The organism is Pseudomonas sp. GW821-FHT04C07, assembly GCF_059420325.1.
This window is the reverse complement of record NZ_JBWKTM010000008.1, coordinates 187,899-209,804: the sequence shown is the minus strand read 5'-3', so window position 1 is coordinate 209,804 and position 21,906 is coordinate 187,899. Positions and strand designations below refer to the sequence as shown.

Annotated in this window: 15 protein-coding genes; 5 read left to right on the top strand and 10 right to left on the bottom strand. The window is 60.4% G+C overall.

Translation table 11 applies throughout. The features are described 5' to 3' along the window. Positions 1–64: 64 nt before the first annotated feature. Positions 65–334 (top strand): TadE/TadG family type IV pilus assembly protein, encoded by a 270-nt coding sequence (locus AC07UI_RS16710; protein WP_494993534.1) that lies wholly within the window; start codon positions 65–67, stop codon positions 332–334. Further along, entirely contained in the window at positions 331–3,084 is a 2,754-nt protein-coding gene (locus AC07UI_RS16705; RefSeq protein ID WP_494993533.1) for an ATP-binding protein, read from the top strand. Before AC07UI_RS16710 ends, AC07UI_RS16705 begins: the two co-directional genes overlap by 4 nt. 182 nt (positions 3,085–3,266) lie before the next feature. Here AC07UI_RS16705 and AC07UI_RS16700 read toward each other — a convergent pair whose 3' ends face one another. From AC07UI_RS16700 to pbpC, 5 genes are all read right to left on the bottom strand, one after another. Then, entirely contained in the window at positions 3,267–3,830 is a 564-nt protein-coding gene (locus AC07UI_RS16700) for a DUF4136 domain-containing protein (protein ID WP_494993532.1), read from the bottom strand. Between the two features lie 41 nt (positions 3,831–3,871). Continuing rightward, on the bottom strand, positions 3,872–4,483 hold the full coding sequence (locus AC07UI_RS16695) for a DUF4136 domain-containing protein (protein WP_494993531.1): 612 nt from the start codon (positions 4,481–4,483) through the stop codon (positions 3,872–3,874). A 24-nt stretch (positions 4,484–4,507) separates the two neighbouring features. Continuing rightward, positions 4,508–5,257: a methyltransferase gene (locus tag AC07UI_RS16690; protein ID WP_494993530.1), complete on the bottom strand. Its 750-nt coding sequence runs from the start codon at positions 5,255–5,257 to the stop codon at positions 4,508–4,510. Beyond that, positions 5,257–5,559 (bottom strand): MazG-like family protein, encoded by a 303-nt coding sequence (locus tag AC07UI_RS16685; protein ID WP_494993529.1) that lies wholly within the window; start codon positions 5,557–5,559, stop codon positions 5,257–5,259. The genes AC07UI_RS16690 and AC07UI_RS16685 overlap by 1 nt, the downstream gene beginning before the upstream one ends. A 150-nt stretch (positions 5,560–5,709) precedes the next feature. After that, on the bottom strand, positions 5,710–8,031 hold the full coding sequence (pbpC, locus tag AC07UI_RS16680; protein WP_494993528.1) for a peptidoglycan glycosyltransferase PbpC: 2,322 nt from the start codon (positions 8,029–8,031) through the stop codon (positions 5,710–5,712). 243 nt (positions 8,032–8,274) lie between these two features. Here pbpC and AC07UI_RS16675 point away from each other — a divergent pair, with 243 nt between their 5' ends. After that, positions 8,275–8,568 carry a hypothetical protein gene (locus tag AC07UI_RS16675; protein ID WP_494993527.1) on the top strand — a complete coding sequence of 98 codons (294 nt, stop codon included), beginning with the start codon at positions 8,275–8,277 and terminating at the stop codon, positions 8,566–8,568. A gap of 105 nt (positions 8,569–8,673) precedes the next feature. On the opposite strand, the gene AC07UI_RS16670 is transcribed toward AC07UI_RS16675, so the two are convergent. Further along, a complete protein-coding gene (locus tag AC07UI_RS16670) occupies positions 8,674–13,581 on the bottom strand; it encodes an alpha-2-macroglobulin family protein (RefSeq protein WP_494993526.1) in 4,908 nt (1,635 codons plus the stop codon). A 297-nt stretch (positions 13,582–13,878) separates the two neighbouring features. Here AC07UI_RS16670 and AC07UI_RS16665 point away from each other — a divergent pair, with 297 nt between their 5' ends. Further along, a complete protein-coding gene (locus tag AC07UI_RS16665; RefSeq protein WP_494993525.1) occupies positions 13,879–15,228 on the top strand; it encodes an MATE family efflux transporter in 1,350 nt (449 codons plus the stop codon). Positions 15,229–15,511: 283 nt separating this feature from the next. Here the strand turns inward: AC07UI_RS16665 and speA are convergent, their stop codons facing one another. The 4 genes from speA to AC07UI_RS16645 all read right to left on the bottom strand — a co-directional run bounded on the left by speA (position 15,512) and on the right by AC07UI_RS16645 (position 19,917). Further along, the gene (gene speA / locus AC07UI_RS16660) at positions 15,512–17,425 is read right to left on the bottom strand and encodes an arginine decarboxylase (RefSeq protein ID WP_494993524.1); all 1,914 of its coding nucleotides are present in this window, start codon (positions 17,423–17,425) and stop codon (positions 15,512–15,514) included. Between the two features lie 224 nt (positions 17,426–17,649). Then, the gene (locus AC07UI_RS16655) at positions 17,650–18,021 is read right to left on the bottom strand and encodes a translation initiation factor Sui1 (protein ID WP_494993523.1); all 372 of its coding nucleotides are present in this window, start codon (positions 18,019–18,021) and stop codon (positions 17,650–17,652) included. A 267-nt stretch (positions 18,022–18,288) separates the two neighbouring features. Then, complete coding sequence (locus AC07UI_RS16650) at positions 18,289–18,846, bottom strand: NUDIX hydrolase (protein ID WP_494993522.1); 558 nt, start codon at positions 18,844–18,846, stop codon at positions 18,289–18,291. Positions 18,847–18,849: 3 nt separating this feature from the next. Next, positions 18,850–19,917, bottom strand: a complete 1,068-nt coding sequence (locus AC07UI_RS16645) for a DUF2333 family protein (protein WP_494993521.1) — start codon at positions 19,915–19,917, stop codon at positions 18,850–18,852. A 290-nt stretch (positions 19,918–20,207) separates the two neighbouring features. Here AC07UI_RS16645 and AC07UI_RS16640 point away from each other — a divergent pair, with 290 nt between their 5' ends. Next, entirely contained in the window at positions 20,208–21,878 is a 1,671-nt protein-coding gene (locus AC07UI_RS16640) for a diguanylate cyclase (RefSeq protein WP_494993520.1), read from the top strand. Positions 21,879–21,906: the final 28 nt, after the last annotated feature.

Genomic DNA, 21,906 nt, shown 5'->3' with positions numbered 1-21,906 from the left:
CGTCCCTTTTGGCTGAATGATTCTATGCTGGTATGACGTAGTACTTGTCAGGGTAGACGCACTGATGACGCTAAGCCTCCTCAGAAAGCAAAAAGGTGCCGTGGCGATTGAATTCGCTTTGGTGTTTGTCATTTTCTTCGCGGTGTTTTATGGCTTGGTCAGTTACAGCCTGCCGCTGCTGCCGATGCAATCGTTCAACGAGGTGTTGACCGTCAGCATGAACTATCCAACCATTAAATTAAATCAGGTCCTGCCGTTTCTGCTGCTACCCGGCGTGGGAACAGTCCCCAATCTGCCGGTGACACTCAGCGCGAAGTCGAGTTTGCAGTTTTGAATTCGGGGGAAAAACTCTTCGGGCGCTTGCTCGGACGCCAGCCCCCGCTCACTGCCCAGACGCCGGGCAGCGTCACCGCGCGCAGTGTCGGGCTGCACCTGTACCTGGACCACGATGGCCGCGTGCTGCAGATGACCGGACCCTTGCACCATGCTCTGGTCCAACAAACACCCGGTAATCAGTCGCCGCGTCTGCTCGATTTCCTGTTGCCCCACAGCGCGCTTGTGGTCGACGGCGCGCCCGCCGATTGGCAGGGACAGACCCTCGACCTGGACTTCCTGAGCCTCACCGGACAAAGCCTGCATCTGCGCGGTTGGGTCCAGCCCACAGCGGACGGCTGGCTGCTGCAGTTACTTGATATCGGCGACTTGCTCCACGAGCGGCAGCTGTCCCAAAGCCGTGAGCAATGCCAAGTGTTTGCCGGACAGATGAGTGAACATCTGTACTTGTGCAGCATGGCGCGGCTGGCGGAGGTCTTGAACGAACAACTGCAAGCGCTTGCCCAGCGCTGGTGCATCCCCTGTATCGCCCTCGCGTTGCTCGACGAACAGGAGCAGGGTTGGCAAATCCATAGCCAGTATGCGGCCCACGATGCCCCGGCGCTATGGCACGCCGGGCAGCTTCTGGGTACCAGCCTGGACAGCTTGAACGGCAATACACCGTTGCGCCTGAGCGTGCGCCAGGGCTTCAGCGAACATCCGCGCTTGCAAAGTGCCTTTGGCAATAGCGATGGGTTTATGGTGCCCTACCGCGATGATCATGGTGTTGCGGCCTGGTTGCTCTGTGGCTTCTACCCGGTGCAAAAGCGCGCCCCGGACCTGAGTGAGCGTGACTGGTTGCTGCTGACCGCTTCGCTGGCCGGGCCGTTGTTGAGCCGCTTGCGCGAACAGCATCACCATCAGCAACTGGAGCGACTGGAAACCCTGCAAGGATTACTCGGCACCGGTTGCTGGGAGCTTTATGCGCACAGTGGCGAGGTACAACTGGCGCCACAACTGGCCCTCAACCTGCATCTGAAACCAGACACTGCCCGGCTGCCCCTGGACGCGTGGCTGGCCCTGATTCATCCCGCTGACCGCCTGGAGCTGAGCAGCCGCTTGCAGGACCTGCAACAACACGGCAAAGCCTTGTTGCTGTGTGTACGCCTGCACCGGTCAGACGCCGCGCAAAACCCGATCTGGTATCGCCTTCAAGGCCAGGCACTGGGAGTGGGCGAAGCTCGGCGGGTGGTCGGTTTCATGCTCGACATCAGCGATATCAAGAACCAGGAACGGCAAGCCGATGCCGCCCATGCGCGGCTGGATAACCTGATCGCCAGCTCGCCTGCGGTGATCTACGTGCAGCGTTATGTCGAAGGTGCGTTGCAACCGACGTTTTTCAGCGACAGTTTGCTGCCGCTGCTCGGCTGGAACCTGGTCGATTGTCTCAATGGTGCACTGGTAGACCGGGTTCATCCCGAAGATCGCGACCTGTATTTCGAACGCACCCGGCAACTGCTGCGCGAAGGCTCGGTGCGCTGCCGTTATCGCCTGCAAGATAAACACGGCAATTACCACTGGCTGCTGGATGAAGCCAAATTGCTCCGTGATGACCTGGGCCTGCCGGTGGAGGCCGTCGGACTGTGGCTGGATATCACCGAGGCGACCTTGGCCGCCGAGCACGTGAAACAGAGCGAAGAGCGCTATCGCATTCTGGTAGAGGACTCGCCAGCGATGATCTGTCGCTATCGCCCGGACCTGACCCTGACCTTCGGCAACCGGCCCCTGGCGAACTATCTGGAATGTCTGCCTGCGCAACTGCCGGGGGTGAGTCTGGGCAGTTGGTTGTCTGCCGAACAGCGCGAAGCGTTTGTCCAGCGCATCAGCCGGTTAAGCCCGCAACTCCCGGTGAGCACCGCAGAAATCAGCCTGCAATTGCCTGGGCGCGAACACGCCTGGTGGATCTGGTCGGATCGGGGGGTGTTCGATGAGCAAGGCCGATTGCTGGAGGTTCAAGCCGTGGGCCGTGACAACACCGAAGTCCGTCGCTCCCAACAGCAACTCGCTCAAAGCGCAAAAATGGCCACACTCGGTGAAATGGCCACCGGCCTTGCCCATGAAATCAACCAGCCGTTGCACGTGATGCGCATGGCCATCTTCAATGTGCTCAAACGTTTGAGCCGCGGCGAGGTGCAGATCGACTACCTGCAAGACACACTCAACCGTATCGACGCCCAGGTCCAGCGTGCGGCGCGGGTAGTCGATCATATGCGGGTGTTCGGTCGACGCTCGGAAGTCGAACAGCAACCGTTCAACCCGGCGCAGGCGATAGAAGGCACGCTATCGCTGCTCAGCGAAGGTATGCGCGGCAAAGGCGTCGAACTGCGGGTCAGGGAGATGGCCTTCGAGGTGCAAGTACGCGGTTATGTCGATCAGCTTGAGCAGGTGCTGATCAACCTGATGGTCAACGCCCGCGACGCACTGCTGAGCAAACGCGAGGCCAACCGGGAATTCATACCCTGGATTGCGGTGTCTGCCCAACGAGATGGCAGTTCGGTGCGCCTATGGGTGGAGGACAACGGCGGCGGAATCGACCCGCGGCTGCTGGAGCGGATTTTCGAACCGTTTTTCACCACCAAACCGGTCGGTGTCGGGACCGGACTCGGGTTGTCAGTGAGTTACGGCATCGTCGAGAACATGGGCGGACGGCTAAGCGCCAGCAACACGGTTGAGGGTGCGCGGTTTTGTATTGAGTTGCCGGTGGTGGGTTAGATCACCCGAATGGGACATCGAGCACTCCTTTGCCGGCGCAGTGCCGAGCGCTTCCTCCAGTAGGTAATCCCCGGGGGAGGCGAAGTTCCCTGCAACCGCTGCCGCAGGCTGCGGCAGCAGGGTATTGCGCAAAACCAATCGCTTAACCGACTGACATTACCTGGCTTCTGATGAAAAGGTCCTTACCTCGGCGGATAATTCGCCAAAATCCTGCCCACTGTTACCCGTATAGCGGCGCTGCGGTCTGCCGGCTCCGGCGTGCGGCTGAGCATTTGCTCGTCACTGCCTCTCCAGACAAGCTTGCCGTCCTTGCCATCGAGCAGGTCGATCTGAATGGTCGCGACCTTGTAGGTGACATTGCGGGTTTCGTTGTACATCGGCCCGCCCCAATAACCATTCCATGGGCGACCCCAGGCGCCGCCGCCGCCGTAACTGGTGGTCACTTGTTGCTGACGGTTTTCGACGATCAGGTAAGCCTGCACCTTGAGATCGCCCTTGGTACCAGTGGCAGCCGGACGCAGACCACGCTGATCCAATTGATCGCTGATCGCCTGGCGGATGCGCTGCTCGGTCAGGTCACTTTTGATCCGTGGATCATCGGGGCGGTATTGCAGGGCGGGTTCTTTCCAGCTCCAGCTGCGATAGGCGGCGAAGTCTCGGCTGGCATCGAAGTCGTGGTTGACCTGGCTGGAAGCGCAAGCGCCGAGCAACGCAACCAAAGCCAGTAAAACGAGACGGCGGAACATGATTTTTCTCCGGTCGAAGACATGAACCTGACGGCGTGTCGCTAACCAGGAGGATACGCCGAAAGGGCCTTTTCCACAGCTTTGCGCAATGCATCGGCACGCTCGCTGAGACTGCCCTGGCTACTGGTTTCGGCACTGGAGCTCCACACCGGCTGACCGCTGCCGGCGTCAAACAAGTCGACCCGCACGACCATCACTTGCACCTCATACGTGCGCACGACCGGCACCGTGTTGTACATACCGTAGCCATTGCCATATCGGTTATAACCGCCGTAGCCGTAGTCGTCCTGCACCTGACGCAGTCGTTTCTCCAGATGCACGTCGGCGCTGACCCACAGGTCCGCCGGACGGTTGTCACGCAGCGGGCGCAAACCGCGTTGGTCAAGAGCATTGCTGACCGCTTCAGCAATCTGCGCCGAATCGGCCCAAGCCGAGCCGACGGGCAAACGCCCGTTGAGCCAGGCCCAGTTGCGATAGCGACCGTAATCCCGTTGCGGCGCCGGATAGGCGCTGCGGTCGAAAGTATTGGCGGCTTGTGGCGGTGCGGGCGGAATCGGGTTAGAGCTGGCGACATAAGGATTGTTGCCCTGGCAAGCGACCAGGCTCAAGTACAGCGAGCACCACAGCACGACTGATCCAACGCGGCGTTTCATTTCGCTCTCCACTGACGGGACCGCTTAAACCGGACGGCAGATCCAATGCAAATAACGCCCAAGTCCGGCAAAGCTTGGGTGACGACGATGAGCCAGCTCCATTTCCAGCAAATCCAGCAATTCGGCGCGTGCCTGGAATTCCACCGGCATATAGTCGTGGAAAACCCGCACCCCGCTCTGAGTTTCGACCTGCCACAGACCTTCGAGTTGCACTGCCAATTCACGTGGATCAAGCGGCTGCTGAGGCGTCAGGCTCTGCTTTTCACCGGCCATGTTGTTCTTGCGCATCTTGCGGAAGTGGCCCTTGAGCAAGTTGCGATAAATCAACGCATCACGGTTGTAGAACGCCAGCGATAGCCAGCCTTCCTGGGTCGTAAGCTGATGCAGCACCGGCAGGATCGCGTGGGGCTCGGCCAGCCATTCCAGCACCGCGTGGCAAAGCACCAGGTCGTAAGGCTCGGTGAGCTGGCCGAGCAATTCCTGCCACGGTGCCTGAATGAAGGTCGCGGTTTGACCCGCCTCGGCGAAACGCTGGCGCGCGCCTTCGAGCATCGGCTCGGCAGGCTCGGCCAGTGTCACCTGATGCCCACGCTCGGCCAGCCACAGGGACATGTGACCAAGACCGGCACCGATATCCAGCACCCGCAATGGGCGGTCCGGCAGGGCCTCGGCCAGATCGGCCTGGAGCACCGCGAGGCGAATCGCGCCTTTGGCACCACCGTAGATTTTCTCGGCGAAACGGGTCGCCAACTGATCGAAATGACGGTCGCTCATTAGCTGAATCTCCGTTCGCTGTCTGCCAGCTTGCTGCGCACGACCTGTTCCATGTCCAGCCCCAACTCGCTGCACAACAACAATAGATAAAGCACGATGTCGCCCACTTCCTGACCGGCATGGGCAAGTTTTTCGGCAGGCAACTGCCGCGACTGATCCTCGCTGAGCCACTGGAATATTTCCACCAGTTCAGCCATTTCCACACTGGCGGCCATGGCCAGGTTTTTCGGGCTATGGAATTGGCGCCAGTCGTTACGGTCGCGGATGGAGTGTAGGCGTTCGGTCAGTTCGTCAAGGTTCATCGGGCTCTCCTGAAGGCGTATAGCTTCGGGTGGATGGCGAGTGAAGGCAAGTACCGGGCATTGCTGTCGCTTCGCGACAGATCGCGAGCAAACTCGCTCCTGCAAGAACAGCGCATAACCTTTCGGAGCAAGCTTGCTCGCGATGACGGACTAATCAACAACACTGAATTCGACCTGTGCGGTCTGCCCGCCCTCGTCGAGCACGCTGAGCTGGTAGCGGCCGAGCTGATCAAAGGTCGCGTTGATGCTGTCTTGACTGGCGCTGTCACCCAGCGGTGCGCCATTGATAAACCACCATCGTCGACCGCTGCCGCCCAAGGCCGAAAGCTCCAATCGCAGCAGTTCCTGGCTCGCGGCCGGGCGGCGCAGTTGATCGCCTTCGTGCACGCCGACAATCGATAATGGCGACGCGGCTGACAGCATCGGCCCCGGGCACTCAGGGTCGTTGGCCGGCAAACGCGCTTCGCGACGCTCCACCCTCGGCAACCACGGTTCCAGCGGTGCTGGCCACAACGCAATATCACGAGCCTGCGCCCCTGGGCATTTGACGTCGACCCGCAGGCCCTTGGCGTTAACCCAGATTTTTTCCAGCAAACCGACGCCCAGCGGTTGATCCAGTGCCTGCAAGGTTGGCGGGGTGGTGCCGTCCAGGGTCCAGGCGAAACGCTGGCGCCGGCAATTGGGATCGTTACGGTTCATGGGCTGACCCAATGGCCAACAGATCGCCGCTACCCCGACGTTCATCGGCACTGGTTGCGCCGGCACGGTGATTCCCCGCTGACTGTCGCGGTTGATCAGCACGTCGTGCACTTGCAGCATCAGTGGCGCTGCCGAGGCCAGACCAAACTGCCCCGGCACCGGGGTGCCATCCGGGCGGCCGATCCAGGTGCCGATCAAGTACCGTGGGCCGACGCCAATCGCCCAGGCATCGCGAAAACCGTAGCTGGTGCCGGTTTTCCAGGCCAGCACCGGGCGCTGCACCAACTCGGCAAGCGGATCGCGATCCGGCCGCGCCTGACCGCTGAGGATCCGCCGCACGATCCACGCCGAGCCCGGCGACAGCAACGGCCGCTCATACAGCACATCGTCCGGTTGCAAACGAATATTGGCGCTCTTGCCACCACGGGCGAAAGCACTGTAACCACTGACCAGATCCTCCAGACGACTACCAGCCCCGCCCAAAATCAACGCCAGGTTCGGCTCGGCCAACGCCGGCAGCGTCAGCGGAACGCCGCCGATGCGCATCCGGGCGGCGAAACGTTTCGGCCCGTAGGCTTCGAGCAGCTGCACCGCGGGCAGATTCAGCGACATCGCAAGCGCGCTACTGGCCGACACCGCACCGCTGAAGCCCATGGAAAAGTTGCCCGGCCGGTAATCGCCGTAACGCCGCGGCACGTCCTGCAGCAGGGATTCGGAATGGATCAGCCCGGCATCCATGGCCATGCCATACAGGAAGGGTTTTAGGGTCGAACCGGGCGAGCGCATGGCGCTGATCATGTCCACATGACCAAAGCGCCGTGTGTCGTTGATGTCCACCGAGCCAAGGTAGGCGCGCACCGCCATGGTCTCTTCTTCGACCACCAGAATCGCTGCGGACGTATGCTCCGGCAAGCGCGCGCGCCAGCCCAGCAGCAGGTCCTCAAGACGTCGCTGCAAAGTAGCATCCAGGGTGGTGCGGATCAGCGGCGGGCTGTCCGGGCGATTCAACCTTCGCGCCAGCAACGGCGCGAGGCTCGGTTCCAGGCGTGGCGCCAGCAGCAAGGGCTCTTCCAGTGCTTCGTTCACCGCTGATTGCGGCCAGACATGGAACTGTGCCAGCCGCCGCAAGACTTTATCCCGTGCCACTTGGGCTCGCGCCGGGTGACGGTCCGGGCGCAAGCGGCTCGGTGCCTGCGGCAGGACCGCCAGCAGTGCAGCTTCGGCGTGAGTCAGTTGCTGCGGCGACTTGCCAAGGTATGCCCAACTGGCCGCCGCCACGCCTTGCAGCGTACCGCCGAACGGCGCGCGATTGAGATACAGGCTGAGGATTTGATCCTTGGACAGATGCCATTCCAGTTGCGCGGTGCGCCAGAGTTGCCGCAGTTTGCCGAGCAGCGTTCGCGTGTGCGGATCAAGCTGGCGCGCGACCTGCATCGACAATGTGCTGCCCCCCGACAGCACGCGCCCGCCAGAGAGGTTCTGCCATACGGCGCGCCCCAGCGCCAAGGGATTAACGCCGGGGTGCTGATAAAACCAGCGATCTTCGTAAGTCAGCAGCGCTTGGAGGTAATACGGCGAAACCTGATGGGGCTCCACCGGGTAGCGCCATACGCCATTGGCATCGGCGAACCGCCACAGCGGCGTGCCGTCTTCGGCCAGCACCACACGCGCCAGATCGTCTTGGGGCAAGGGCAACGGCCAGATGCGGTCGGCGAGCCAGAGCAGTGCGATCAACAGCAGTACAGCAACCAGAACCCTACGCAAAAACCTCATCCAGCGCGGCCCCTGCCGGAGCCTGGGGGGACGCCGGGTTCTTGCTCGCGAAGGTAATTCACCTGACACACCGCGTCGCCGCAATTGCAGGCGAGCCAGCCCCCACAGGGAACGCAGACGCTCAGTAACTAATCGCAAATTCAAACCCGCAAACCTCTATGCTTTAAGGGAACTCGCTGAAGCGAATAATGGCCTAAGGCCCGGGCATGGCAATGACGCCAACCCTTTCATCAGGACGCATACATGCAGGTAGAAAGCTTTTCCGAATGGCTCGGCCAGGCACTTGGTTCAGTCATCCGGTTTATCGTCGATGTGCTCAGTGGATTTTTCGATGCATTGACTCACGCCAGCAGCAATTTTATCGAGGGGTTTTCCCGGGCGCTGGGCATGGACGCCTCGATCATCAGCATCCTCGCGCTGATTATCGGCCTGATGCTGCTGTACTCGGCGATCCGCGCCTTTATGCGGGCCTCAATCATCATGGGGATCATCTGGCTGGTGCTCGGGCTGTGGTTGTTGAGCTGGATTATTCATTGAACCCAAAGAGCAAAATATCGTCCGAACGCGGCCCGAACCTTCGGCATTTCCTACGCGCTGATCGTTCCCACGCGGAGCGTGGGAACGATCACAAAAATCTCTGCGCTATCTACCCTTGATCACCATCTGCGGCACTGTTTCGCCCACAGCCTGCCAGTTCGGCCGGTACATCGACTCCACTTGCGGCGGTGGTACGCGGTAGGCGCCAGGGGTGACGGCCCGCGCCAGGTACAGCAGGTGCGCAGTGCCGTAACCGTCCAGGTCCATCGCCGCCACGTAGCGGTCATCGCGGAATTCCTGATGCTTGAGGCGGGCGTTCTGCATCGAGTCCCGCCATTCCTTGACCTTGCTACTGGCGTTTTCCAGGCTCGCAGCGCTCTGAGCCAGGTTCTGGTTTTCCAGCTCCAGACCGGCCGGCAATAAATCCACCACCAAGGCATCCGGCACTCGCTGTTTGGCACTGAGTGCCAAGTGCACCAGCACCAGATCACCACTGGTCAAGGCCTTGAGGTTCAACGGTTGGCCGTTCATGCCCAGGTACTCGCGGTGAATGCTCAGGTTCTCGCCGCCGGCTACCGGCGCCAGTTGTGGATAACCGGAGATGGTCAGTTGCTGATACACAGGCTCCTTGCCTTCGTTGTGGAGGGACAGCGGCGAAGCCAGCAACGGGCCTTCAAGTTTCAGGCCAGGCTGGTTATTGCTCAGCTCACGGGTTTCACCACCACTGCTCAGTTGCGCATTCCAGATGGCTTCGGGTTTACCCAGCAAACCACGGCCGGCGAGGAACAGCGAGTTGCGCTCCTGGGTCGACAGGTATCGGCTGGCAGCCAGTTGATCGGACAACTCGAACAGACGCTCTTCACGCTTACCCCTGGCCAGGTCGTTCTCTTCCAGCAAGGCTAGAATCAGCGCCTGATCGCGCAGCGGGCTGCCGTAATCGGCGAGCCAGTCCTTGCTGTTGCGCGACGCTGCCAACCCTGTGATCAAGGCCTGATCAGCACGCGGCTGATCGCCCATTTTCTGCAAGGCAATGGACAGTTGCACAAGCGGCAGACCGGAGCGGGCATCGGTACGCCGCTCGAACAGACTGCGCAACGCACCCAGCGGCGCCTGTTGGCTGCGGGCCAATACCAGACCGGCATAGGCCTGCACCGCGAAACGCGTGTGCTCGGCATTTTCGCTGTAGTTCACTTCGATCAGGTTACGTTCCTGCACATAACGCAGCAGCCGCTCGCTGGCCTTTTTCAGGGCTTCAGGCGGTACCGTGAAACCTTGCTCGCGAGCACGCAACAGGAAGTCGGTGACGTAGGCGGTCAGCCAGTACTCTTCTTCACCGTTCGCCCCCCATAAACCGAAGCTGCCGTTGTAGCGCTGCATGCCCAACAGGCGCTCGATGCCCAGCTCGATCTTGCGTTTGCGGTCAGCATCCGGCTCGCCTTCCAGACCGAGGCGTTCAAGGCTCGCGGCATCGGCATAAAGCGACGGATACAGCCCGCTGGTGGTTTGCTCCAGGCAACCATACGGATACGCCTTGAGCGCACGGATCTGTTCGCCAAGGTTCAACGGCGGTCGGCTCGACAGGCTGAGCAAGGCTTCACGCCCGGCCGGCTCGAAAGCCGCCAGCTCACCTTCCGGCAAGTTCCACGGCTGATCCTTGAGCACCGCGCGGTAGTGTTTGAGCATCGCCGGATAGGCTGGACGCACGCCCAGCGTCCAGTCGCGGGTGAACGGCGGCAAGCTCTCGCCCGGCAGGTCGAGGCCGTTGACCAGCACCTTGACCTTGCCCTGACCAAAGCCACCCAGTGCCTGCACCGGAATCTGCAACGTCGTGCGCTGGCCTTCAGTCAGTTGCACGCTGTGGGTCACGTCACCGAGCAGACTCAGTTGGCCCTCGGCACTCAGTTGCACCGTCAGATTCTGTGCCTTGCCCGAGAGGTTCGACAGGTCCAGCGCCAGCTTCGTCTGGTCACCACCAGCAAGGAAACGCGGCGCCGACAGTTCGGCGATCAGCGGCGCGGCGATCACGGTTTTGCCTTCGGCCATGCCGTAGCGATCATCGGTCCAGGCCTGAGCCATCAGACGCAGTTCGCCGTTGAAGTCCGGAATGTCGACGCTGGCTTCACCTTCGCCCTGTTCGTTCAGGGTCACCGGCGCGCTTTGCAGGGCAACGATGGTCACGCTGGTGTCGGGACGCTTGCCACCCTTGGCCAGCGCAGCGTCGCCACCGAACGCCAGGCTGGCCAAACGGCCCTGCCCGGCTTCAATCAGTTGCCCATAGATATCCAGTTGGTCAGCGCCATACGCCTTGCGACCGAACAGGCTGGAGTACGGGTCAGGCGTTGGGTATTCGGTGATATTGAGGATGCCCACGTCCACCGCAGCCAGCAGCACGTGCACGTGCACGTGTTTCGGCATGCTGCCATCGGCATTTTTCGCCTGAATCTTCACCGTCAGCGGCTGTTTGGGGCGCATCTTTTCCGGTGCATTCAGGGTCACCCCGAGTTTGCGCTGGGTCCGATCCAGCGGCAGGTGCAGCACGCCGACCGCGCGTTTCGGGGTGACATTGGCTTTGCGTTCACCCGGACGAATCACCAGCGCGCTGACATACAGGTCATGCCGCGACCATTTCGGATCAAGCTTGACCGCGAAGCTTTTGCCTGCGGCCGGCACATCGATTTCCTGCCACCACAATGGTCCGTCGCTGGACTCCACCAGCAGATAACCTTTGCCAGCTGCGGGCGCCGTGACTGTCACGTTAGCCGTGTCGCCATCGCCATAGGCGGGCTTGTCCAGCGCCAGTTTGACCTGATCCGGTCGCACCGCGCCGCCTTCGGTGTTGTCCTGGGAGCGGTAACCGGCCCAGAAACGCAGACTGCTGAGCAGTCCGGTCTGCGGGTCTTCGACTTCGACGCGATACGGGCCCCACTCCACCGGAAAACTGACTTTCGCGGTGTCACCGGCCTTGATGCTGACGGTCTCTTCATCGAGGGTGAGGAATTTTTCGTTGAAGTGATAGCTCCAGCCATCGCTTTGCGAGTAGTTCCAGTAGTAGTCACGACGCTCGCGCACCAGCCGTACCTTGAGGTTGTCCGCCGCCAGCTTCTGACCTTCATTGTTGGCCAGCAGCAGCTCGAACCCGACCGGGCCGTTGCCGTCGGTTTCTTTGCCATCAAACAACGCCCGCAGCCCCGGCAAACGATCCGCCGGCCATACCGGTTGCACCACACGACGAGTGATCGGGCGACCACCGGACTCGTGCAGGCTGGCCTGAACGATCAGTTGCAGCGGCGACCTGGCCCCGGCCCATTTGCTTTCCAGATCGATGGTTGCCTCGCCGTTGGCGTCCAGCGTGCTCTCGTCCAGATCCAGATCCTGACTCAGCTCTGCTTCGGTGACCGAGCCGAATTGATAACCGGGTAGCGCGTTGACCGCCTCACGCAGCGGACGCACATAAACCTGGCCGCTCAGGCGATTGCCCGAGGCCGGGGCACCATAGAGATAACGGCCTTTGACGCTGATTTCGGCGGTATCGGCCGGTTTGATCGGGGCATCACGGCCTTTTAGCTCAAGGGCCAGACGCTCGGGCAGGAAGTCTTCGACGAGGAACTCATACAACTGCGGCTTGCCGTCACCCAGATCGAACACCAGCTGCCAACGCCCGGTCGGCGCTTCACCGGCCAGTTGCAGTGGGTATTGATAGAGACCGGACGCATCGGCGTCCCAGACGAACTTGCGACTGACCTGCTCATCCGGGCGACGCACTTCAACGCTGACCGGCTGCGGTTTGACGGCATTACCGTCCTTGTCCCGCAGCAAGGCGTTGAGCAGCACGGTTTCGCCGGGGCGATACAGGTCACGCGGGCCAAACACAAAAAACTGCAGGGGATGGGCTTGTGGCCCGCCGATATCGAACTCGGCCAGGTCCAGCGCGGCGCTGTTGAGTCGTAACATGCTGGTCTGCTCGCCCTGATGGGCCAGCAACACTTCGGCTTTTTTCGGCAGCGACAACTCGGTATGGCCGCCCTTCTCGGTCTTGCCCTGGCCTACTACCCGGCCCTCGCTATCAAGCAGTTCGAGACTGACGTCATCCAGAGCTTTACCGCCGTCCAGCGCTTGAGTAAAGACATCCAGACGGTTCTGGTAACGGTGCACCGACAGGCCGATATCACTGAGGGTAAAGAGGGTCGCCGGTTGCGAGTAGTTATAGGTGCCGGAAGCCCGCATCACCGCCAGGTAAACGCCAGCCTGTTGCAGTTGCTTGAGGCCGGCGATCGGCAGTAACAGGGTTTCCCGGGTATTGCGCGCCGGGTTCAGGTCGAAGCGACCACCGTAAACCAGATCGGCCATCGGCAGCAGTTCGCGCGATTCATAACTTTGCAGGCTGGCGCTGCGGCCCCACCGACTGAGAAACGCCGGGAGGGATTCGGGTTTGATCCGGAAGAACTCGACGTCGATCTTGTCGACATTCAGCGCGATCACCGGCAGGCCTTCGGCCAGACGGGTCGGCAACAAGGTGCCACGACTGGCGAAGCCTACTGTGGGTTGCAGGTCACGGGTTTCCAGGCGGCTGACGTACTCGGCGGCAAGTCTGGCATCGTTGACCCCGCGTAGCCCGGCATCGACAGTGAGCACCAGTTTGCGCCGGGGCTCAAGATGGCGCAGGCGCAGTTCCATCAGGTTGTCGGAGAGTTCCCAGGCACCGTCGATCTTGCCCGATTTGCTGTCGACCAGATGCAGTTTTTCGTCGAATTTCTGCTCAGGGTCCAGCGGCACCGAAAAGCTCACCGACAGCGTGCTGGCACCATCAAGCTGAACTTCGGAAACGTCCACCACGCTTAACTCACGGCCGGCGTAGCGCTGCTTCAGTACCGCAGTGTCCTGAATCGCCTTGGCCGTGGGCGCTGTGACCGCCGCCGGGGGCGCGGCGGTGGGAGGCGCTTTTTCGGAAGTCGACGAATCGCACGCGCTTAGCAGCGCCAACGCACAGGCCAGAAACAGTCCTTTGTTAAGCATGGGGCACTCATTGGCAGGAGTATCGTAGCCTTGAACTATATATCACTGATGCCAAACCGCCTGGGGCGCCGGTCACATTGACCGACGCCGGGCGGGCTGGTTCTGGTCATTGAAGAATTTGCTGATGATCGTTCCCACGCTCCCGCGTGGGAATGCATCCCGTGACGCTCCGCGTCACATCAACGGCGATTGCTGCGCGTCCATGGCGGCGTTCCCACGCAGAGCGTGGGAACGATCAAGGAGGCGGCGCGAGTCCCGAAACTGCCGCTACAATGCCTGCTCTATCAAGGAGCCTGCATGTCCACCCTGATCACCGACTGGCGCCACCGCTCAACCCATCGCCGTGTCTGGGCGCTCGCGGCGCCGATGATTCTGTCGAACATCTCCGTTCCACTGGTGGCCCTGGTCGACAGCACAGTGATCGGTCATCTGCCCTACGCCCACCAACTCGGTGCTGTGGCTATCGGTGCCAACCTGTATCTGTTTCTGGCCTGGTCGATGGGCTTTCTGCGCATGGGCTCCACCGGTTTTGCCGCCCAGGCCGCCGGGCGTGAAGACGGCGCAGCACTTCGACAGGTCCTGCTGCAAGGTTTGCTCTTGGCCATGGGCCTGGCGCTGCTGCTTGGGGTCATCGCCGTGCCGCTGAGCGGCGTCGCTTTAAACCTGATGCACCCCTCCGCCGAACTCGACCAAATGACCCGGGACTTTTTCCATACCCGGCTGTTCGGTCTACCCGCAGCGCTGGCCAGTTACGCGCTGGTCGGCTGGTTCCTCGGCACCCAGAACGCCCGCGCACCGCTGGCGATTCTGCTGAGCACGAACCTGGTAAACATCGCGCTGAACCTGTGGTTCGTCCTCGGACTGGAGTGGGGTGTAGTCGGCGCGGCGCGGGCCTCGGTCATCGCCGAATGGACCGGTACCCTGATTGGTCTGGCCATGACCCGCAAAGCCCTGCGCGCCTACCCCGGCCACATTGCGTGGGCGGCGCTGGCACTGTGGCAAAGCTGGCGACCGCTGCTGGCGGTCAATCGGGACATTTTCATTCGCAGCCTGGCACTGCAATCAGTGTTTTTCCTGATCACCGTGCAAGGCGCACGGCTGGGTGACGCAACCGTCGCGGCCAACGCTCTGCTGCTCAACGGTTTACTACTGACCGCCCATGCGCTCGATGGCCTGGCCCATGCAGTGGAAGCTCTGTGCGGTCACGCCATCGGCGCCCATGACCGGCAGGCCTTGCGCCGTTCGCTGGTGGTAGCCTGCGGTTGGTCGTTGCTGACCAGTCTGGGCTTCGCCGTGCTGTTTCTGTTTGCCGGTCATCTGTTCATCGAGATGCAGACCAACATCCAGAGCGTGCGCGACACCGCGTTCAGCTACTTGCCTTACCTCGCCGCGCTACCGCTGATCGCGGTCTGGAGCTACTTGCTCGACGGTCTGTTCATCGGCGCCACCCGTGCCAGGGAAATGCGCAACGGTATGCTGCTGACCGTGATCATCGTGCTACCGGTGGCCTGGGCTCTACAGAGCTTTGGCAACCATGGTCTGTGGCTGGCGTTTCTGCTGTTCATGCTGCTACGCAGCCTGACCCTCGGCGCTTTCGCCTGGCTCTTAAGCAAGAATGATGGCTGGTTTAGCGTCATCGCCCGCTGAGCGGGTGCAGTTCGAACACGAACGGTTCGCTGGCTGGATCAAATATTGGCGTGTCTCTACAGAGGGGGCGACGTGAGATACTCGCTGAGAGACATCGTCGATGTAGAGAGCCTGGTACAAATCAGAAAGCGGCCTAAATGAAATGAAGACCTGCACTCTTTGATTCTTCGAAAACAAATGGCTTGCGCCATATACGTCTGAAAAAAATGCCGCGCCAGACCATCTGAAAAAACACACGGGTTGCAGTGCGTTTTCAGACAACCTGGCGCGACAGTTTGTTACCTCAAGAAGACAGGTAAGACGAGCGAGTCAGCCCCAGACGCAGAGCGTCGAGGTATTGAGTGCGTTCGGCCGGGCTGATCTTCGCGCAGGCGACTTTGTCCCGATAGTGGGTCATCAGCTCTTCCGGAGACAAATGCACGTAACGCAGCATGTCTTCGATGGTGTCGTGGGTTTCGATACCGGCGTGATACACGCTGCCGTCCGCATTCTGGTAGATATTCACCGAGTCGGTATCACCGAACAGGTTGTGCATATCACCGAGAATTTCCTGATAGGCGCCCACCAGGAAAATCCCCAGCAGGTAATCTTCACCGTCGTTCAGCGCATGCACCGGCAGGCTGGTTTCAATGCTTTGTTCATCGACGTACTGCTTGATCTTGCCATCGGAGTCGCAGGTCAGGTCTTGCAGCACAGCACGGCGCAGCGGCTCTTCGTCGAGACGGTGCAATGGCAGAATCGGCAGTACCTGGCCAATCGCCCAGGTGTCCGGCAGGCTCTGGAATACCGAGAAATTGCAGATGTACTTGTCGGCGAGCTTGTCGTTGAGTTCGTCGAGCACCTGACGGTGGGAACGCTGACGGGCTTTCAACGAGTTGTGCAGGCGACGGCAGACCGCAAAGTAGCACTGTTCGGCCAAAGCTTTCTCGGCCAGGGTCAGTTTGCCATCGGCGTACTGGGCAGCGATGTCGCTCATGTAGTGCGTGGCACGCCAGTAGGTCTCGGTGACCATCTCGATGTCGGTCGGACCCAGCAGGTCTACCAGCCATTGCACGGTTTCCGGCAGCTCTTCCTTGTTCTCGATGACTGGCACGTCGTCGTTGTGCTTCTCGACGTCGGTCACCTGGACCACCAGCATGGCGTGGTGGGCGGTCAGCGAGCGGCCGCTCTCGGAGAAGATGTTCGGATGCGGCAGGCTCTGCGCATCGCAGAACTCCTTGAGCATTCCGACCACTACACCGGCGTAGTCGTCCATGTCGTAGTTGATCGAGCTGGCATTGCGCGAGTGGGTACCGTCGTAGTCAACGCCCAGGCCGCCGCCGACGTCGATGTGATCCACCGGCAGGCCAAGGTTGCGCAATTCGCCGTAATAGCGGATCGCTTCCTTGAAGCCATGCTGGTAGTCCGCCAGGTTGGCGATCTGCGAGCCCATGTGAAAGTGCAGCAAGCGAATGCCCTGATCCAGACCGGCGGCGCGGAAACGCTCGACCACTGAGATCAGCTGAGCGGCAGACAGACCGAATTTGGATTTTTCACCGCCGGTGTCAGCCCACTTGCTCGAGGCCAAGGAAGACAAACGCACCCGTAGACCGACCTGAGGTTTGACCTTGAGCGAGGCCGCTTCTTCGATCACCAGCTCAACTTCGGATTCTTTCTCGATCACGATGAACACGTTGTGACCAAGCTTCTGGCCCATCAGTGCCAGACGAATGAACTCACGGTCCTTGTAACCGTTGCAGACAATGGTTCCGCCTTTGGGCGCCAGCGCCAACACCGCCAGCAGTTCCGGCTTGGAGCCGGCTTCCAGGCCGATGGACACGTCCTGGGTGGCAATGATGTTCTCGATCACCGCTTCTTGCTGGTTGACCTTGATCGGGTACAGCGCGGTGTACTTGCTCTGGTATTCCAGACGCTCGATGTTGGCGTCGAATGCGCCGGTCAGCTGACGTACGCGGTCTTGCAGTATGTCCGGAAAGCGCACCAGTAGCGGCAACGACAGGCCGCTTTTACGCAGCTCATCGACTTGTTCGAACAGATCGATAGGCGAGCTGTTCGGGCCGTTCGGACGAACTTCGACGCGACCGGCGTCACTAATCGCGAAATACCCGGCCCCCCAATGGCGAATCCCATAAACACTGCGGCTGTCCGCAACTGTCCATTGGCTGCCATCGTCTTTGCGTGTGCGTCGTACGGACATCGAAGTCCCCTATAAATGAAGTCATAGAGCGTCGCCTGAGATCAGGCTGGCGCAGTCTAAAGAATGAAAATGACGATTAGCCTGTATTCGAGGGGGATAGACCTCGCATACAGCGCGGAGTTTAGAAACCGGTCATGAACAGGCTCTGTGAAAACCATGGAGACGACGGCAAACCTGTACCGGATCAGGACTGCGTCAAGTCGGGGTGGTCTTCACAGAGGCTGCTAGCCGCCGGACTTCTTCGCTTTAAAACCGAGCTTGATCAGCTCTGCCAAGAGTAGCTCGACATGCTCGCCCTGGATCTCGATGACCCCGTCTTTCAACGTGCCGCCGGTACCGCAACGCTTTTTCAGCGTCGTGGCAAGCGTACTGAGGGCATCTTCGGCCAACGGCACGCCGGTGATGGTGGTCACCGTCTTGCCGCCACGGCCCTTGCTTTCGCGACGCACGCGAGCGATGCCGTCGCCGGCAGGGACAACGGTTTGTTTGCAGATGCAGGCATCCACCGGCTGGCTACAGTCCGGGCAATGTCGACCTGCGTCGGTGGAAAATACCAGGCCACCAAGGGCGGCGAAGGATGCGGCTTTTTTGGCCACCGGCAATCCTCTTGGGAGGACAAAGACTGGTCGAAGCGCTTTGGCAAGTGCCATCGACCGCGAAGCCCCACTCAGGCAGGGGCAGCGCTACTGAAACGGTACAGACTTGTAGGAGCAGAGCTTGCTCGCGAAGGACGTCAACGAAAACGCGCGGCATCAGACAGCACGTGTCGTTCATGCGTCCTTCGCGAGCAAGCTTCGCTCCTACAAAAGGTCGCGCAGTGTAACGGCAAAAAGCGCACTTGCTAAGAGCCAATCGGCGCCAATTTATACATCTTTTGCGACGTCTGCGCCCTGTGAGCGCAGATAACGTTTCAAGGCCGCCAGAGAGTCCGGGCAATAAGGCTTTTGCTGAATTTCCTGCATGACCTGATCGATCGGCATAAAGCGCGCCTCCAGCACTTCCTCTGGCTGCAAACGCAATGGCCCGTCCCAGACCGCCGAGAACGCCGAACACCACAGTCGATTATCAGTGTCTTCGAAGAAAAAGTGATCATGTGCAGTCAATTCCACACCGCTGACCCCAAGCTCTTCTTCCAGTTCACGGGCCGCCGATTCGGCATAGGTCTCAGTCGCCAGCACCATCCCGCCGGCTGCCACGTCCCAATAACCGGGATAGATAGCTTTGCTCAGGGTGCGCCGATGCACGCACAGCTCACCGGCCGAATTGAATAGCATGATGTAAGTTCCGCGCCCGATCAGCCCACGCTCGCGCAAATCGGACCGGACCAGGGCGCCAAGCAAGTTGTCTTGCTCATCGACCCAGGCGATGTGTTCGGCATCAGAGGCCGCGCGATGTGCGGCCTCTTTAGAGGTAACGACCATGACTCAACCCTGGGAGAGCAGTTGACGCAAATCGATGACCGCTGCATTGGCCCGCGAGATGTAGTTGGCCATGACCAGCGAGTGGTTGGCCAGCACGCCAAAGCCGCTGCCGTTGAGAATCATTGGGCTCCATACTCGCTCCTGGGAGGCTTCCAGCTCACGAATGATCTGACGCACGCTGACCGTGGCGTTTTTCTTGGCCAATACGTCGGCAAAGTCGACTTCGATGGCGCGCAGCAGATGGGACAATGCCCAGGCCTGACCGCGGGCTTCGTAGAACACGTTGTCGATCTGCAGCCAAGGGGTTTCCACCAATTCTTCATCTAGCTGCGGCACTTGACCGGGTGCCAGTGCTTCGGTTTTCAGCGCAGTATTGAGTTTGACCCGACCGACGCTGGCCGACAGTCGTTGCGACAACGAGCCCAGGCGAGTGGCCACATCACCGAGCCAGTTATTGAGGTTGTCGGCCCGGGCGTAGAACAGGGCGTTCTTCTGCGATGGATCTGACAGCCGCGCCTGATAGCGACTCAGCGAGTTGATGCCTTCCTGGTACTCGGACTCACTGGAAGGCAGCATCCAGCTTTTGTTGTCGAAGTTGAAACGCGGCTCGGCCTTGCCCAGATCAGCGTCTTCTGCGGACTGCGATTGCGAACGGGCGAAGTCTTTGCGCAGGGCACGGGTCAGGTCGCGGACCTGTACCAGCACGCCATATTCCCAACTAGGGATATCGTCCAGCCAGACGCCCGGTGGAAAGCGATCATTGGAGAGGTAGCCGCCAGGTTTGTGCAGCAGCGTACCGGCAACAGTCTTGAGGGTTTCCACCGTGGTGTAACCGACGACCATCTGCTTGCCGTCCTTCTCAGCCGCCATTTGAGCATTCTGCTGAACCGCAAACAGTGCCGGTTCCTGGCTCCAGTACCAGCCCACGACAAGGGTCACCAGCAGGTACAAACCCACCACTGTGCCCAAGGCACGGCTGAACAGCAAACCACCGAAATAGCTGCGGGTTGCCGACTCAGGTTCAGCGGCACGATCAGGCGCGCTGCCTGCGCGGTTCTTCCAGTCCAGCATGGCTATATCCTTTCAATCACTTGAATTCATCGGTTCGACCACAACCCTACTCCATCGCGCCCCGGTTCGAGCGGATTAAATCAGCCGCAAACCAGGACGCCGCACAATAGTCGCGCATCAAGCCGTCACTATCAATGAAGCGCAGCCACCAACCCATGAGACCCGCCGTTCAAAAAATGAATGGCATCGCTTTGCAGTTTATTGATGCAGGACACTCATGCAATCGAAAAGAGGTGCTAGCATAGAGCCACCAGTCAATCTCAGCATGCCCCCTAACTAGTAGTCAGGATATGACCGAGCCAGAAGACCCCAGCCGTGAGCGCCTCAAGCACCACTTTGCCCAGCGGGTGATTCATCAGGCACGTCAGATTCTTGAGATATGGCAACGCCTGCAGCGAAGCGAATGGTCGACCACTGATATGTCCGAACTGGCCGAGGCCAACTTGCGCCTGCTGCGGTTCGCCGAACGGTTTGAACAGCCCGAACACTGTCAGCTCGCGCACAGCATCGGCCACTCTCTGAAAGCCGTGGATGCCAACCGCGGGCGCCTGAACAGCGGGCTGATCACCGATCTCAATCGCCTGATGCAACGCTTGTCCCGCACCGGCCTGCGTCATGGCGAGCAACTCGAACAAACCTTCCTGCCACCGCTGCGCAAGCCGATCTACGTGATGCTGCAAGATCACGACCGCGCCGAGCGGCTGGCCAAACAACTCGAGTTCTTTGGACTCAGCGCTCAGTCGCTGGACAGTGTAGCGGCGTTCCGCTCCTCGCTGGTCGAGCGGCTTCCGGCAGCGATCGTCATGGATGTCGATTTTTGTGGCGCCGGCATGGGCCTGCAGCTGGCGGCCGAGGCCCAGGAAGGCCTTGAGCACAAGCTGCCACTGCTGTTCTTCAGCCTGCACGAAACCGATACCCCGACCCGTCTCGCCGCCGTTCGCGCCGGCGGTCAGGAGTTTTTGACCGGTACCCTTGAAGCTTCGAGCCTGCTGGAGAAAATCGAAGTCCTGACCTGCGTCGCCCAGTACGAACCGTACAAAGTGCTGATCATCGATGATTCGCGCGCTCAGGCATTGCACACCGAACGCCTGCTCAACAGCGCCGGTATCGTCACCCGCACCCTGATCGAGCCGATTCAAGCGATGGCTGAACTGGCGGAGTTTCAGCCGGACCTGATCATTCTCGACATGTACATGCCGACCTGCACCGGTACGGAACTTGCCAAGGTGATCCGCCACAATGACCGCTATGTCAGCGTGCCGATCATCTATCTGTCGGCCGAAAACGACCTGGACAAGCAACTCGACGCCATGAGCGAAGGTGGCGACGACTTCCTGACCAAGCCGATCAAGCCGCGGCACCTGATCACCACGGTGCGCAACCGTGCGGCCCGGGCGCGCAATCTCAAGGCGCGGATGGTTCGCGACAGCCTGACCGGCCTGTACAACCATACCCATATCCTGCAATTGCTCGAAGACTGCAGCTTTCGTGCCCGCCGCGAAAGCAAGCCGCTGAGCTTTGCCATGCTCGACATCGACCACTTCAAACGGGTCAACGACAGCCACGGCCACCCCATGGGCGACCGCGTGATCAAGAGCCTGGCGCTATTCCTCAAGCAACGTCTGCGCAAGACCGACTTCATCGGCCGCTATGGTGGCGAAGAGTTCGCCATCATCATGCCCGACACCGATATCGAATCGGCCTACAACGTGCTCAATGAAATCCGTCAGCGCTTTGCCGAGATTCACTATCCGGCGCAACCTCAGGATCTCTGGTGCACCTTCAGCGCCGGCGTCGTAGAACTGCGCGAGGACTCCGACAGCCTGATGATGGCCAGCCAGGCGGACGAAGCGCTGTACCGTGCCAAGCACGCCGGACGCAATCGTGTGCAAGCCGCTCTGCGATCAAAGCAAAGTGCCACTTTTTTATCGGAAACCACCGAGTCAGTCATAACGCTGTAACAGAAACGCAATAACTTCAAGCGCTTAC

Bases quoted from the DNA above. Each gene is read 5' to 3' on its own strand.
- AC07UI_RS16710 (WP_494993534.1), top strand. From the start codon at position 65: ATGACGCTAAGCCTCCTCAGAAAGCAAAAAGGTGCCGTGGCGATTGAA.
- AC07UI_RS16700 (WP_494993532.1), bottom strand. From the start codon at position 3,830: ATGTTCCGCCGTCTCGTTTTACTGGCTTTGGTTGCGTTGCTCGGCGCT.
- AC07UI_RS16695 (WP_494993531.1), bottom strand. From the start codon at position 4,483: ATGAAACGCCGCGTTGGATCAGTCGTGCTGTGGTGCTCGCTGTACTTG.
- AC07UI_RS16690 (WP_494993530.1), bottom strand. From the start codon at position 5,257: ATGAGCGACCGTCATTTCGATCAGTTGGCGACCCGTTTCGCCGAGAAA.
- AC07UI_RS16685 (WP_494993529.1), bottom strand. From the start codon at position 5,559: ATGAACCTTGACGAACTGACCGAACGCCTACACTCCATCCGCGACCGT.
- pbpC (WP_494993528.1), bottom strand. From the start codon at position 8,031: ATGAGGTTTTTGCGTAGGGTTCTGGTTGCTGTACTGCTGTTGATCGCA.
- AC07UI_RS16675 (WP_494993527.1), top strand. From the start codon at position 8,275: ATGCAGGTAGAAAGCTTTTCCGAATGGCTCGGCCAGGCACTTGGTTCA.
- AC07UI_RS16670 (WP_494993526.1), bottom strand. From the start codon at position 13,581: ATGCTTAACAAAGGACTGTTTCTGGCCTGTGCGTTGGCGCTGCTAAGC.
- AC07UI_RS16665 (WP_494993525.1), top strand. From the start codon at position 13,879: ATGTCCACCCTGATCACCGACTGGCGCCACCGCTCAACCCATCGCCGT.
- speA (WP_494993524.1), bottom strand. From the start codon at position 17,425: ATGTCCGTACGACGCACACGCAAAGACGATGGCAGCCAATGGACAGTT.
- AC07UI_RS16650 (WP_494993522.1), bottom strand. From the start codon at position 18,846: ATGGTCGTTACCTCTAAAGAGGCCGCACATCGCGCGGCCTCTGATGCC.
- AC07UI_RS16645 (WP_494993521.1), bottom strand. From the start codon at position 19,917: ATGCTGGACTGGAAGAACCGCGCAGGCAGCGCGCCTGATCGTGCCGCT.
- AC07UI_RS16640 (WP_494993520.1), top strand. From the start codon at position 20,208: ATGACCGAGCCAGAAGACCCCAGCCGTGAGCGCCTCAAGCACCACTTT.